This is a genomic window from Nitritalea sp. (assembly GCF_054166705.1).
Genome location: NZ_JBSZCV010000015.1, coordinates 86846 through 101682, shown reverse-complemented (window position 1 = coordinate 101682; position 14837 = coordinate 86846). Strand labels below are relative to the sequence as shown.

Sequence of the window (14837 nt, the reverse complement as noted above, 5' to 3'; positions counted from 1 at the left end):
ACTAGCGCCTATTATATATATCCAATTCTTAATTTTCATTTTTCTTCTTTTTAGAATCCAATTTGAACACCTAAAGTAACATTACGCGTTAGTGGAAGCTGCCCTGTACCAGCACCTACGAATTCTGGGTCATAACCAGGGAAGTCAGCGATAGTAAGGAGATTAACACCTTGAGCGAATACACGAGCACGTGTTAGTCCGATACCTCTCAGTGCGGAAGGCTTAAAGTTGTAAGCAAACGTTAACTGTGCCAAACGGATGAAGTCCGCATTCAGTAAAGTAGCACTACCGAAGTTACGACCCTGAGAACGTATTTCTTGTCCTCCATTTGCTGTGATGTTACGTGGGATATCCGTCAAGTCACCTGGCTGAGTCCAAGCGCGATCATTTACACTACGAAGTGCATTCAATGTCAAACGTGTACCGTTTTCACGCAGAAAAGTATACTGGCCATCTGTTACCACCGCACCCATTTCATAGGTAAAGAAGGCTGTAAGTTCGAAGCCTTTATAGGTGAAAGTATTATTTAAACCACCAAAAATAGGAGCTAGGTTAGACCCAAGATAAACACGGTCATCAGCAATCGGTAAATAAGTTCTGTTTCCAAAACGATCTAACCACATCGGACGACCAGTAGCTGGGTTTACACCGATGTATTCCGCCGCAAAGAAAGATCCAGGTGCAGGGGCTCCAGGAAAAGCCGGATTACCCACAGGCTGTCCTACGGCTATCCCTGGGTTAGAAGGAAGGAACTGTAAATCATCAAAGAGACGAACAATTTCATTTTGAATGATCGTAAAGTTGAAAGAAGATCTCCAAGAGAAATTACCTCTATCTACATTTACCGTACTTACTTCAAACTCAATCCCTCTATTACGAAGCTCCCCAACGTTTCCGGCGATACTTCCAAAGCCATTCGTCCATAGGATAGGTTGATCCAGTAAAAGATCACGTGTCCTCTGATTAAAAAGATCAATAGAACCTGTCACTCTATTACCAAAGAATCCATAATCAATTCCTAGGTTGACCGTTTCATTAGTTTCCCAACCGAGGTCTAAATTGGCTAAACTAGAAGGACGGATACCTGCTTGCCCAGAGTAATTTCCAGCGCCACCAAATAAGCCGCGAGCGGCAAAGTTACCGATTTGATCATTTCCAGCTCTACCCCAAGAAGCACGAAGTTTTAAAGCAGAAACCGTCTCGTTTCCCTCTAGGAAACCTTCGCGGTCTAAGTTCCAGCCTGCTTGAACAGAAGGGAAAAGACCATACTGTGTATTCGCTCCAAATCGAGAAGAACCATCAAATCGTGCAGTAGCCGTAAAGAGGTACTTCTCTCTATAATTATAGCGCGCATTCACGAAAGATCCTTGACGTCTGTATCCGGTCCAAAAACTTGTCACGAATTCAGGAGTTGCAGCAGACTGAATGGTTCTAAATTGGAAAGTAGGAAAACCGATACCTTCACCTGAAAGTCCTTCACGGGTTTCCGAAATAAATTCGTATCCTAACTGCGCCGACACATTGTGAACTCCACCATACGTTTTGTTCCAGTTAACCGTCTGGGTCGTTTGATAACGCGTTCTCCAGTCTGTTTGCGCAGTAGCACGACCACCGACTCCTTCCCCATCCGGTGTACGTGGATCTAAGAATCTTTCCCCTTGAATAAACCGATAGTCGATGCTGTAAAAAGAACGAAAAGTAATATTATCGGCTATTTTGTAGTTAGCAGCTACGGTTCCAAATGCGGTATTTGTGCGCGTCACTCCAGAGTTAAATGCATTTACCAATGCAATATTTTGTCCTAATACCCCTCCAATATTTTCATTAAAAGAACCGTCTGGATTCCGAATCGGATTATGCGGTAGTATTGCAGTGGAAGAGAAAGCTGGATTACCTAATTGCGACCCTCCCACTGAAAACGGTGTCTGCTGTTGTACAGTAGAAAGATTAATGTTAGTCTCTATAGATAAACGCTCATTCGCTTTATGCTGAATCGATACACGGAAAGTACCACGCTCGAAATCGACAGGGCGAAATGTAGACTCTTGGTAATTATAGGATCCAGATAAGGCAAAAGTAGTTTTGTCATCGCCGCCTCTCACGCTCAACTCGTAATTTTGAAGCTGTCCTCTACCCATTAATTCCCGCTGCCAGTCGAACGTAGGTAAATCTGCACCGATTTGCTGCAGTTGTTCACGCGATAACTCTTGCCAGTTGCCTGGAAGAACACCCATATCATTCAATGTATTCGCTTCGGGATTTGCATTTCCGGAATTAATCCAAGCCTGACGACGCATATCAAACCACTCAGGGCCCGTAAGGACGTCTAAATAGCGCATAGGCTGCGTCTCCCCTACAAAGGCATTAAATTCGAACTGTGCCTTACCTGCTTTCCCTTTTTTCGTAGTGATAATAACGACACCATTTGCTGCCTGCGAACCGTAAATCGCAGCGGAAGCAGCATCTTTGAGAATTTCGATAGATTCGATGTCATTGTTGTTTAAGAAAGCAAGGGGGTTAGCCTGTGTAAAGGAGGCGTCATCTTGGTTATTTAGCTGCACGCCATCTACGATAAAGAGTGGCTCATTCCCGGCTGTTACAGAACCGACACCACGAATACGGATATTTACCGCACCTCCAGGTAGACCATTAGCAGAACGTACCTGAACACCCGCAGCACGGCCCTGTAAGGCACGGTCAAAGGACTGCATCGGTAGATTTTCGATTAATTCCCCTTTTACCGAAGACACGGCACCCGTTACTTCTCGCTTTCGCTGTACACCGTAACCGGTAACGATTACCTCTTCCATCGTTTCCACGTCTGGATCTAAGGTTATATCCACCTTGGAACGGTTTCCAATGGTTACTTCCCTTGAGGTCATGCCGATAAAGGACACCTGTAACACATTATTCTCTTCAGGTACATTAAGCGTAAAAGCACCATCTAAATCAGTAGCCGTACCGATAGAGGTTCCTTTCACGATAACCGAAGCACCTGGAATGGGTAGCATATCCTCTGAGGAGATGACTACACCGGTCACCACCCTATTCTGCGCCCACGCCGTGAGCGTACAAAATAAGAGTGCAACTCCAATGAGTAAAACTTTCTTCATGTTGATCAATTAGTTTAAATTTTATTCAGCAATTTTATATAAAAATATTATTATCCGAAAGCTTGTTGCTGCATTTTGTGAATTTAGAATCCTTTTAAAGCATATACAATAAAACTAAATTCTGTGTGAAAGATTTAAACCGAATTTTATCTGTTTTTGTCAATTTACTTGAAACTAAATTTTTTTGATAACAAAAATATATATTAAAAATTTTTTTTCGGCCAAAAAGCCAATTTTTAACACATTTCTAATGAAAAGAAGTATTTTTCTAAATTCAATAATTACCGCACTTAACCCCTTGGGTAAACAATATGGGTTAACTTGTAACCCGAACCAACTATTCAATACCAAAAAAGATCTAAAAACAAAATTTAAAGTAATAACTCCCGAATTTTACAAAATGAATAATCTAAAAAGGCATCCAAAATAGGGTCGTTCAAATTTTAATTCTGATAAATATATATTTTCGGAATAATATTTTAAAAATCGAAAATAAGAATCTATTTCTATACAATTGTATTAAATACAGTCAGCGATAATAAGGACCTTATACCGATCCACAATACAAAGAGTCTGGAAAAAGGCCAAAAAATAATATAAATAAAAACAAAAAATTCAGTAAACAAAAAAGACCTACGGTCAAAACTGATCGCAGGTCTTTTACCGAAGCTCTCCACTTTTACTCGAATAAGTGTGCTTGTCTCCCCACAGAGGCATTCGCTTCCAAATCTAAAAGCAAGCGTTTTCGGTCTAATCCCCCGGCATAGCCAGTTAGATCCCCCGACACACTAATCACTCGGTGGCAAGGCATCAAAATCAAAATCGGATTTGCCGCTACGGCGCTTCCTACTGCTCTGGGATGCGTTTCACCGAGTATCTGAGCGATATCGGCATACGTCTTCGTCTCACCAAAAGGAATTTTATTCACTTCCTGCCATACCTTATGCTGGTAAGGGCTTCCCCCGAAGGCTGCAGGAACATCAAAAGTCAATAATTTACGCTGAAAATAGAGCCCTAACTGAATACGCACATCCATTAAAAGGCCATCTAAATCGTGTTGAGACTCTTCCTTATCCGTAAAACGAAGACCGGTCACATACCCTTGCTCTACACACACCTCCACATTCCCTATGGGGGTGCTCATTACGGCCGTCTCTTTCATACTTCCTTAACGCTATCAGCCAGTAGTAGTTCAAAATAAGGATAAAAAAGACTTCGCTATACTTACTGAATCAACAAGCGATAACGCCAAAGTTCTCGGACCTCCTCCATTCGAACCTCAAAGGGCGGATAGATGGGATTCGTGGAACATAATAACAAAACACCCTCCCGATCCTTTACACGGTACGCCAGTTTCAAGGTAACACCATCCTGCTCTGTCACCACCACATATTTTTCTCCCTCCTTTAGCTGCGTCCAATCGTCTACATAGGTACAGACTACCCAAGCTCCGTCTGGAATTGGGAGCATAGAGTCCCCATCCACCTGAAAAACCCGATGCTTCTGGTCATCTGGTAAAAAGGGCATGGAAAAACGAGGAAGCTCCTCTATATATACCGGGTCCGAAAAGCCAGCTAAATAACTGGCTTTCGCCTTCTGAGACACCACCTCGATCAGCTCTCTCCCCTGGGCATCTACAGTAGTGGCTAAAATCCGTAAATTTTTACCCTTTAAATACTGATCGGTTTCCAATAAACTACTTAAAGTATACGCCGGTAGCTCAGATAAGGGCTCACGGAGTAAAACATCTACCGTAACACCTAAATAATCTGCTAACTGAACCAGCGTATCTAAAGGTGGGTTTACATTCAACTCATAGCCGGCTAGCTTGGAGCGAGAAATTCCCACTGCCGCCGCCATGGCCTCCTGCGTAACCCCTTTGCGCTTGCGCAAAAACTTAATATTCTGATGAAGCTGCATATGCACGAATTAGGAAACGAATATACACTTCCTTCCGGAAAAAGACAAAGAAATAAACATTTTTTGTTGCTTTCACACACAAAAATAGACAGCATACACAGAAAGATATCCAAAACCACGCAAAAAAAACCTGACAAGCGCTGACAATCACGGAAAAAAATTGGCCAAAACAACATCATCATCTTGCTAAGAAGATGAATTTTGCTTAAATTATTAACTCAAAATTGTTTATAAAATAAACATAATGGAGAAAAGAGCGATTGTACACTTGGATATGGACACTTTCTTCGTGTCCGTAGAGCGCCTACTCGATAGCCGCCTCAATGGAAAACCCATTCTCATCGGTGGATCGGGAGATCGGGGCGTAGTAGCTTCCTGTAGCTATGAGGCCAGAAGATTTGGGATCCACTCCGCCATGCCCATGAAGCTCGCCCGCCAGCTTTGCCCTGAGGCGATAATCGTAAAAGGAGACTTCGAAAAATATAGCCAAAAGTCTCACGAGGTAACCGATATTCTCAAAGAAAGTGTACCCTTATTCGAAAAATCCTCCATAGACGAATTTTACCTAGACCTGACGGGCATGGACCGCTTCTTCGGCTGCTTTAAACTCGCTCATGAGCTTCGCAAGCGCATCATGAAAGAAACAGGCCTCCCCGTATCCCATGGTCTCTCCGAAAACAAAACGGTCTCCAAGGTGGCTACCGGAGAGGCGAAACCGAATAACGAACTGCTCATTCCAAAAGGATCCGAAAAACCCTTCCTGGCCCCCCTCTCCATACGGAAAATACCTCAGGTAGGCGAAAAAACTGCCCAAACCCTCTATACCATGGGCGTAAAGCGGGTAGAAACCATTCAGCATATGCCCATGCAGCTTCTCGTGTCCACCTTCGGCAAAAATGGGCAGGCGATATGGGAGAAAGCAAATGGCATAGACCCGAACCCTGTCATCCCCTACTCTGAGGCCAAGTCCATCTCATCCGAAAGCACCTTCGATCAGGATACGATCGATGTGCGCAAGTTGGAAGCTACCTTAGTAGCGATGACGGAGCAACTTGCCGCAAAGCTCAGAAAACAAGGACAGCTGACTGGCTGTGTAAGCATAAAAATACGCTACTCTGACTTCGAAACACACAGCATGCAGCATCGGGTAGCCTATACCGCTGCCGATCATAACCTGCTTCCACTCGTGAAAAGTCTATTGCATAAGTTGTACAGCCGCCGCCTCCTTATCCGGCTCATCGGCGTACGCTTTAGCAGCTTAGTGTATGGTAGCTATCAAATCAAGTTATTCGAAGACAGTCAAAAGCAGATTCAACTGTATCAAGCCCTAGATAAGTTAAACTATAAGTACGGCGACAAAACCGTGTGCCGTGCGATTAGCATGGGACTGGAAAAAAAACGCTTTAATCCTTTTACTGGCAAACCCGTAAGTTGATATCACGAACAACCAAAAATCCATCTGCAGCAGTCCTTTCCCATCCTAACGAAAATACTTAGAACATGTATTATTCAGAAAAAAGTCTGATTGGATAGCTAAGCTATGTGGGGTACTATTCTTAAAAAAAGAACAGTATCCAAAAAATAAGTCTATAAGAACTAGATATAAACCCAACCCCTACTTCACTTGCTCTTAAATCTATCGTTCCTGATTTTCTTAGATGAAGGGCCAGCCTTCTAATTCAGTTTTTAGCACGTTGGAAAGTAAAAAAGGCCCGGTAAACCGGGCCTTTGTTGGCATTAAATATGCCTTATTCATTAGAATCCTGGATTTTGCTGTGCAGCAAGTACCGGGTTATTCGCAACTTCCTGTAGCGGGATAGGCCATAAGAAGGAGTCACTTGTAAACGGAAGCGCATGATCTGTACCCAGGTTTTGGAACTCTTCGCTGTTCGGATCATAGAACGCTATAGAAGTTACACCACGAGAAGGTGCCTTCGGAGGAATACCCTCTAGGTCCCCTCTTCCCGCCAAACGGTGAATATCATACCAGCGGATACCTTCTGCTAAGAACTCAATGCGACGCTCTTTCCAGATGTGATCTAAAAGCCCCATAGCATCACCACCTACAGCAGCTAATGTGTACGAAGGCACAGAAGCAGGAAGCGCACGGTCGCGCACACTATTTAAAAGCTCTAAAGCCTCGTTTAAGTTGCCTAAGCGCGCATGTGCCTCCGCTGCATTTAAAACCACCTCTGCATAGCGGAACATCGGCGCAGGATCATCGCGATCGATATAACCTGTGTACTTCGCCGTGTAAATTCCGGCTGCATCCTGTGAGGTTAATTCTGTACGACGCGAATCTTCCGGATGCCAGAAATCCCAGTTCCAAGAGAAAGGAGAAATCTTCACAAGTCCTCTACCCCCAAGCTGCGGATTACCATACATCGCTGCTAATGCTCCATTTACCCCAGGGTTAGATTCTGGCGTGTTATTATAAGAGAAAATACTTTCCGTATTCGCTCTAGGGCTCGTAAATGGAACCTCAGGAGTAGGGGCTAAGCTAAAGTCTCCCTGTAACTTTTCATACTCCTCGATAACAGAAGCCCACTCCTCTTGGTGTAAAAACACCCGAGATTTTAATGCAATCGCAGCAGCAGGACTTACCCGTAAAGGAGCTGGCCCTCCACCTAACTGCTCAGCCTCATTTAAATCCTGCAGTACACGCTCATAAACACCCGCCACAGTACCACGATCTACCTGAATCGCCTCGTCTACAGCTTCTACTACATTAACAGCAAAATCACGGTAAGGTATCCCCATTGCCTGAGGATCCGACGAATAGGGGCGGCTTACATGTAATAACAACTCAAAGTGGGCATGCGCACGAATCACAAGCAACTCGCCACGGAAACCATTAAACTCCTCTTGTGTAATCACTCCATTTTCGAGCGCCTGATCTAAACCGGCTAATACCACATTCGCACGGTTGATTAAACGGTAAATAGAAACCCAGAACTCGGCATTATTTGCCGTAGCCGGCGTATGCGCACCGATGTAGGTGATTTCATAAAACAACTGATCGTTATACATATCTCCAGCACGCATATCACCCTGCTGAATAGAGGCTGCCCCAAAAGGATAACCTCGCTGAATAGCCCCTAGAAAAAACCCTCGCTGCGCAGCGTCGTAAACACCCAGAACGTTTCCGAAAACCCGGGCAGCATCCGCAAAAGCTTCCTCTTCAGGAACTAAAGTAACTGGAGTCTGATCGGTCACATCACAGGCTCCTATCGTCAGGCCAGTCGCCACTAAGAGAGAAAGACCTATACTATTTAATTTTGTTCGTTTCATCTTGCTTTTTCTCACCTCAATTAAAACCCTACATTAAGACCTAAAGACCACGTTCTAATGATCGGCGCCGCATTAAAATCCACACCGAACTGTAACTGGTTACCCGGGAAGGTATTTAACTCCGGATCTAAACCTGTATATGCCGTCAGAATAAATGGATTTTGCACCTGTGCAAAGAAACGTGCAGAACGTACATTTCCATTAAACGTATTATCCAGGAATGCAGCTGGCACTCGATAACCAACGACGATATTTTGTACACGAAGGAAATCTCCGCGCTCTACAAAACGACTGTTCGCAGCTCCAGTAGCCCAGATGTTTGCATCCTGTCCAGAGAATAATCTTGGAACATCTGTCACCTGACCACTTTCAGTCCAGCGATCTAAAATAAGCGCATTGTTATTTGAGAAACCCATGCCTAACTGTCCACGCATCGTCTCATTCATGATAAAATTACCTCCAGAATAGCGGAAGAAAATCTCAGCATCGAAATTGCCATACGTAAAGTTGTTCGACCAGCCACCTTGCCATGTAGGGAGCGTATTTCCTAAATTCATTAGGTCATTACCACCTAAGCCACCAGTAGCCTGACTGATATCAGCTGGATTATTCGGGTCAAAAGTTCTCCAACCTGTATTCCCCTGCTGCAGATTGAACTGGATAAGAGACTCATCTCCTCTCATGTAAATCGGATTACCATTCGCTGGGTTAACGCCTGCCCACTGGAATCCATAAAGCTGTGCTATAGGACCTCCAACCTCAGTAATGTTAAAGGCAGAAACGATAGGGTCTACAAGGTTGGTTACTTCATTTCTCAACCAAGTGAAGTTAAAGTCAGTAGTCCAAGAAAAACGCGCATTTCGAATTACATCCGCACGAACAGTTAACTCGATACCCTGATTCACCATAGCTCCCACATTTTCGAAGATCGCATTACCCGGCACACCTACTGATGATGGTGTCACGCGAGAGAGAACAAGGTCCTGAATGTTATTACGGAAATAATCTACCCCAACAGTAATGTTATTGTTGATGGTCATATCGATACCCGCATTAAACTTCTGTGAAGTTTCCCACTGTAGGTTATTGTTAGCGATTTGGCTAAAGCCAATCCCCGCTCCTAGCCCAGAAAGCGCTGCAGAAAAACCACCTACAAAAGGGAAGAAACCAATTTCAGTATTTCCTACTTCAGCGTAAGATACACGTACCTTAAAGTCGTCGATGCCATTTACATTGAAAAATGATTCATCTGAAATTCTCCATCCAATGGAACCCCCCGCGAAAGTACCTCTACGATTTGCCATAGGAAGTGCGGAAATACCATCATTTCGTACGGATGCAGAGAATAAATAACGTCCCGCATAGTTATAGTTTACACGAGCAAAATAGGAATCAAACCCCTGCTCGGACATACCGCCGGCGAACTGCTGTATACCCGCAGAACCTGTCACTAAGTTATCCTGCTGAAAGAAACGATCCGCGATCTGTGTACCTGTAGCAGAGAAGTTATAAAAATTCGTATACTGATACTCTGTACCGATCGTCGCGTTAAAATTGTGATTATCACCGAATATACGCTGATAGTTTAATGTATTCTGCTGATTCCAGCGGGTTACCGGTAGGAATCCTTGCGAAATTAAACCGCCATTACCACGGCCATCGCCATGACGAGGGTCCCAAGAAAGGAACTCATCTGCGAAAGTCAAATCCGCACCAAACTGGGTTCTAAAGGTTAAATCCTGCGTAATGTCCCACTCCCCGTAAACAGAGCCTAAAACACGTGCAGTTCTACCTCTGAAACGGTTATTTTGTAAAGCAAAAGCGATATTTGGCAGGTTATTATCGATTACCCCTAAGTTGTTACCTGAACCCAAGGAAGCACCTCCTGGAGCGACATTAAAGCCATCAAAAGCGATGTTTTCAGGATCAAAAATCGGCACATTTGGAAATGCACGTGTGGCATTTAAAGTAACTCCTGAAAGCGAGTTCTCTCCATTATTAAGTGAGTTTATCTCTGTATAAGAGAAATTCAAGCTTGTACCGATTCTAACTCTTTTATTAATATCATGATCTACATTTCCTCTAAAGGTATATCTGCTTAGATCATTAGCCTGTAAGGCACCTTCCTGCTCGGTAAAACCCACAGAGAAGAAATATTTTGTCGCTTCAGAACCTCCTCTAACAGATAAATTGTGCTGCTGCACAAAACCTCTTCTAAAAATATGATCTTGCCAGTCGGTATTAACACCCGGACGGGCTAACTCCGATAAACCGGCATTTCTTCTGGTTTCATTCGCGATTTCGACGAACTGATCACCATTTAAAAGATCAAAACGGTTGATCTCCTCATTAAAACCGACGCTTACATTGTAATCAACTTGTGCTTTTCCTGTCTGTCCTTTTTTGGTCGTAATCAAGATAACACCGTTCGCAGCACGGGAACCGAAGATCGCAGTAGCAGAACCATCCTTTAACACCTCGAAAGACTCGATATCGGCAGGATTAATCTGCGCCAGCGGATTACTTGCGAAGTTAGCCGCACGATCCGCATTCACAATAGGAACACCGTCTATTACCAGAAGAGGCTGCGCATCCGATGTAATCGAGTTGACCCCACGAATACGAATAACTGGAGCTTGCCCGATCACACCACCCGGATTCGTAATCTGTACACCTGCTGCACGACCGGCTAACTGCTGATCGAAAGAGGGTGTTACGAGATTTTCAATCGGAGCACTGCTGATACTGGCGACAGAACCCGTCAAATCCCTTCTCTCCTGGGTACCATAACCAACCACTACCACCTCACTCAATGTCTTTACATCTGGAGCAAGTAATACATCTATCGTAGACTGGTTGCCGATAGCAACTTCCTTACTATCATAGCCTACGAAACTAAATACGAGCGTCGTCGCATCTTCAGATACCGTTATCGTGTACCCACCATCTAAATCTGTGATCGTACCGGAGGAAGTCCCTTTCACGCGTACGTTTACTCCCGGAATTCCATCCGGTTCGTCCGCAGAGGTCACCCTACCGGTCACCGTCCTGCTCTGCGCCCAAGCGAAATCCATCGCCAGGAGCCCGACAAACATTAACAATAAAACTTTCTTCATACCATTTTTTAGATTGTTAAACACATAATCTAATACAATTATAAAATGTTTTTCTCACAAAAGAAAAATCCGACCTAGCTTAAAGCGAATCAAATACTTCTATATTATTCTTCAATCCCATCGGACTAAAATAGTAACAAATAAAAGCATGTTAAAGGAGATAATGAGGCAGAAATCAAAATCTTATTTGGACTAAAAGATACTTCAAAGAATCTTAACACATTTTAACATAAATTTAACATGCGCTGTAAAAAATAGATACCGAGCCTAACATGACTCTAATTTAGAATATTCTTTTGATATGAACGAAATAATAGGTTCAAAACAAAATTTTGTACTTATTTGAAAACAAGCAACGCGTAAAGCAGAAAAAGGGGCTTGCGCCCCTTTTTACCACTCGTCATAAAACCGTTTTTTATTTGCCTATTCCGGAATTCGCCCAATCATTACCTGAGTATTCTCCCCCTCCCTTAACGGAATCTGTTTCGCGGAGGAGCCCGTGACATAAAGCCGCGAAACTTCATCAAGCTCGAGCTCAAGTTGGGATAAAAATCCCCCTTTGCCCAGCGGGCGCTCACCTGCTAAATCCACCCCTGCCAGCATCTCTTCTATACCCGGACCTCGCTCCACCACATAGGCATCTACCAGACGAGCGGAAAGATGTCTTACATCAGGAAGCAAGAGCGTACTCGATAGCGCCTCCACCTCTAAATAAGCTAAAGGTTCGTCCTTCGCTGCTAGCGCCACCCGACTCCCCTCCACACGAATAAATGCCTCACCTGCGCCTGGAAGCTCCAGCGTAGCCTTTTGCACCTGCCGGAAGACGAGCTGAGCACCCACGGGCAAGGTGAGCTCCATCGTAAGGCGATCCATGCCTTCTGCTACGCCTATGTATAAGGTATCGCCCGAATAATACCGCTCGATATAGCCTTGACTCATCTTGTTCTGTTCAAGCCTGCGCATGTTTTCTATGGTATACGAAAGCTCCATGGAAGCCTCTAACTCCGATTTCAGCTCCACATTTACCGACTCTAGACCGAAGAGGCAGACGGTATGATGCGGCTCCAGCGCGTACGTACTGCGAAAGGAAACTTGCTGCCCGACGAAGTTCCCGAAAAGAGCCCCTGAAACCGAACCATCCCTCCCTTCGAGAAGTATACGGTCATTAAACTCCTCATAATAAGCCTGCGAACGCATGCTTCCGAACAGCAGCATTCCGACCACAAACAAAAGGTAAGACCCTATAAAACCGAATAATAGCTTGCTACTTGTTTTCATTTTCTTTTATTACATGTAAAAGTTCTGTTAAATCAGCGGATTTTAACCCGAGGAGCCGCACCTGCCGAAGAAAAGGAGGGAGCTCGTCTCGGTAAAAGTCCGCTTTCTTCTTCTCCTGTATCCGAGACTTTGCCGTAGGCGAAACGAAGAATCCGATCCCCCGCTTGTTATCTAAAATCCCCTCCTCTTCCAGCATGGCATAGGCACGCATCACTGTATTCCGGTTCACCTCCATCTCACCGGCCAGCTCCCGAACCGAAGGTAGCTTCTCCTCTACGGGCCACTCCTCCAGCAAAATTTTCTCACAAACCCAATCGCCGATCTGAAGGAATATATTTTTATGCTCTGCAAATTTCATCATACCTCTTTCTCCTTATATTTTAAATAGGCCACCGCCCAAAGTACCGGATTCGCGAGCACCGCATACAGCCAGCTTACCTGCAGCAGCCAAGGGATACTCCCGTCTAGAAAACTATTTGGATAATTCGTGGCCACAAACACATTATAGGGAAAACCTGGAAGCCTCGAGGCAAGTAGACCGATCGCTAGCCCAATCACGATAACGCCTAGCTGTAAGATCAAATACGTGATCAGCCAGTTCAATTTTTTGAAATACAACCCGCCTAAAAAAAGAGCAGAAACGGGTAGCAGTAAGAGACTGAAAACAGCCGATGTTAGTAAAAATGCATATTCGGATTTTTCATTTTCAGGCCCCTGAGTCGGAAAAGCCTGCCAAATCGTCTCGGGAGTCGCACCACCAGATCCGAAAAAGAGTAAAGAGAGGGTCAAGTATACGGCATGCGCCAGCATAGCGATCAGCGGAAAAGCCAAATGGTACAGGACCACTACCGCGATCACCCGAATGAATAGCTCATAGAAAAACTTTTCCTGTCGTGTCGCGGGAAGCAGAATATGCTGGATGGCCAAGTCCTTCTTATGCAGATAACTAAAGCTGTTCGAGGTCACGAAAAGCACTAATCCGATAAGCCCGATTATGTAAGTAGGTAAGTAAAGCGTCCCTTGTAACGTTTTGCCAGCAAAGGCTGCACTGACAGGGTTAAAATCTGACTCTCCGAACCAGAACAAAAGCTGTAGCATGCAGAGCAAAAGCACAAAACCCGGTAGCAGCACCATATAGGCACGCGTATTTCTACTGATATCAAAGCGTAGCAGCGCGAAAAACCGCTGCAAAGTAGTTCCTGTGCTCATAACTCGTTCGGGTGGGTTATTTTTCCAGATAAAATGGCATTAAAAAAAAGTTCTAGCTGCATGGGGGTTTGGGTCTCTCCTTCGCGCCGCTGGCGCAAAAACTGGTAACCACCGCCCATCAATTCATGGTACAGCGCATCTTCGGGTAGGCTTGTGCTCAGCCCCATGCTGTACTGCTGGGTGATCGTGTCCAGGGTCTGGTCATAAATCATCTTGCCCCCTTCCAGCACCGCGATCCTATCGATGAGGTTCTCCACATCTTTCACTTGATGCGTACTGATAATGACCGACTGCTCGTCGGCTAGAAATCGACCTAAAATCTTCCGAAAATAACTTTTGGAGGGGATATCCAGCCCATTCGTGGGTTCATCCATCAGTAAAAGTGGACAGTTAGTGGCTAGCGCAAAGGCGATGTGTACCTTTTTTTGCTGCCCAAAAGACATCTCTCCGAAACGGCGCGCACTGCTGGTCTGAAAATCACTGAGGATCTGCTCGAATTTTTCAAAGGAAAATGCAGGATAAAATGCTGACCAAGCTTTCACATAGCTGCTCACGCGCGAACGCGCAGGAAATTCAAAGGCATCGGGAACCAAAAACTGGCTTTGGAGCAAGGCAAGGCTACGGTCGCCAGGACGTGCGCCTGCCTGATAAATCGCGCCTCCATGAGGCTGTAGCAGACCTGCCACTAGGCGCAGGAAAGTACTTTTCCCGGCACCATTTTTTCCTAATAGCCCTGTGATACTGCCGCGCTCCAAACGCCACCGAAGGGCATCGAAAAGGCGTACCCTGCCGCCATAGGTAAAGTCCATATCTTGTATGTCGATATGCGGAGCTTCAGTAAAAGAGGATTGTTGCATAGTGTCATAGTTAATTATGACACTAATATCCTATGCCAGTATTGAACTTCCAA

Annotated in this window: 10 protein-coding genes; 1 reads left to right on the top strand and 9 read right to left on the bottom strand. The window is 44.7% G+C overall.

Annotated features, from left to right (window positions below; genetic code table 11):
- Positions 1-50 precede the first annotated feature (50 nt).
- From ACXIT9_RS10365 to ACXIT9_RS10355, 3 genes are all read right to left on the bottom strand, one after another.
- On the bottom strand, positions 51-3113 hold the full coding sequence (locus ACXIT9_RS10365; RefSeq protein WP_458056157.1) for a SusC/RagA family TonB-linked outer membrane protein: 3063 nt from the start codon (positions 3111-3113) through the stop codon (positions 51-53).
- 679 nt (positions 3114-3792) lie between these two features.
- Positions 3793-4275 (bottom strand): methylated-DNA--[protein]-cysteine S-methyltransferase, encoded by a 483-nt coding sequence (locus ACXIT9_RS10360; protein ID WP_458056156.1) that lies wholly within the window; start codon positions 4273-4275, stop codon positions 3793-3795.
- 62 nt (positions 4276-4337) lie between these two features.
- A complete protein-coding gene (locus ACXIT9_RS10355; RefSeq protein WP_458056155.1) occupies positions 4338-5033 on the bottom strand; it encodes an XRE family transcriptional regulator in 696 nt (231 codons plus the stop codon).
- 244 nt (positions 5034-5277) lie between these two features.
- Here ACXIT9_RS10355 and dinB point away from each other — a divergent pair, with 244 nt between their 5' ends.
- A complete protein-coding gene (dinB, locus tag ACXIT9_RS10350; RefSeq protein ID WP_458056154.1) occupies positions 5278-6468 on the top strand; it encodes a DNA polymerase IV in 1191 nt (396 codons plus the stop codon).
- 320 nt (positions 6469-6788) lie between these two features.
- Here the strand turns inward: dinB and ACXIT9_RS10345 are convergent, their stop codons facing one another.
- The 6 genes from ACXIT9_RS10345 to ACXIT9_RS10320 all read right to left on the bottom strand — a co-directional run bounded on the left by ACXIT9_RS10345 (position 6789) and on the right by ACXIT9_RS10320 (position 14784).
- Positions 6789-8324, bottom strand: coding sequence for a RagB/SusD family nutrient uptake outer membrane protein (locus tag ACXIT9_RS10345; RefSeq protein WP_458056153.1), 1536 nt, complete (start codon positions 8322-8324; stop codon positions 6789-6791).
- A gap of 20 nt (positions 8325-8344) precedes the next feature.
- Positions 8345-11440 (bottom strand): SusC/RagA family TonB-linked outer membrane protein, encoded by a 3096-nt coding sequence (locus ACXIT9_RS10340; protein ID WP_458056152.1) that lies wholly within the window; start codon positions 11438-11440, stop codon positions 8345-8347.
- Positions 11441-11863: 423 nt separating this feature from the next.
- On the bottom strand, positions 11864-12718 hold the full coding sequence (locus ACXIT9_RS10335; protein WP_458056151.1) for a hypothetical protein: 855 nt from the start codon (positions 12716-12718) through the stop codon (positions 11864-11866).
- Entirely contained in the window at positions 12705-13079 is a 375-nt protein-coding gene (locus ACXIT9_RS10330; protein WP_458056150.1) for a GntR family transcriptional regulator, read from the bottom strand. The genes ACXIT9_RS10335 and ACXIT9_RS10330 overlap by 14 nt, the downstream gene beginning before the upstream one ends.
- Positions 13076-13927, bottom strand: a complete 852-nt coding sequence (locus ACXIT9_RS10325) for a hypothetical protein (RefSeq protein WP_458056149.1) — start codon at positions 13925-13927, stop codon at positions 13076-13078. Before ACXIT9_RS10325 ends, ACXIT9_RS10330 begins: the two co-directional genes overlap by 4 nt.
- Entirely contained in the window at positions 13924-14784 is an 861-nt protein-coding gene (locus ACXIT9_RS10320) for an ABC transporter ATP-binding protein (protein ID WP_458056148.1), read from the bottom strand. Before ACXIT9_RS10320 ends, ACXIT9_RS10325 begins: the two co-directional genes overlap by 4 nt.
- Between the last annotated feature and the right edge of the window lie 53 nt (positions 14785-14837).

Coding starts and splice junctions, on each gene's coding strand:
- ACXIT9_RS10365 (WP_458056157.1), bottom strand. CDS start 3,113: ATGAAGAAAGTTTTACTCATTGGAGTTGCACTCTTATTTTGTACGCTC.
- ACXIT9_RS10335 (WP_458056151.1), bottom strand. CDS start 12,718: ATGAAAACAAGTAGCAAGCTATTATTCGGTTTTATAGGGTCTTACCTT.
- ACXIT9_RS10325 (WP_458056149.1), bottom strand. CDS start 13,927: ATGAGCACAGGAACTACTTTGCAGCGGTTTTTCGCGCTGCTACGCTTT.
- ACXIT9_RS10320 (WP_458056148.1), bottom strand. CDS start 14,784: ATGCAACAATCCTCTTTTACTGAAGCTCCGCATATCGACATACAAGAT.
- ACXIT9_RS10345 (WP_458056153.1), bottom strand. CDS start 8,324: ATGAAACGAACAAAATTAAATAGTATAGGTCTTTCTCTCTTAGTGGCG.
- ACXIT9_RS10360 (WP_458056156.1), bottom strand. CDS start 4,275: ATGAAAGAGACGGCCGTAATGAGCACCCCCATAGGGAATGTGGAGGTG.
- ACXIT9_RS10340 (WP_458056152.1), bottom strand. CDS start 11,440: ATGAAGAAAGTTTTATTGTTAATGTTTGTCGGGCTCCTGGCGATGGAT.
- ACXIT9_RS10355 (WP_458056155.1), bottom strand. CDS start 5,033: ATGCAGCTTCATCAGAATATTAAGTTTTTGCGCAAGCGCAAAGGGGTT.
- ACXIT9_RS10330 (WP_458056150.1), bottom strand. CDS start 13,079: ATGATGAAATTTGCAGAGCATAAAAATATATTCCTTCAGATCGGCGAT.
- dinB (WP_458056154.1), top strand. CDS start 5,278: ATGGAGAAAAGAGCGATTGTACACTTGGATATGGACACTTTCTTCGTG.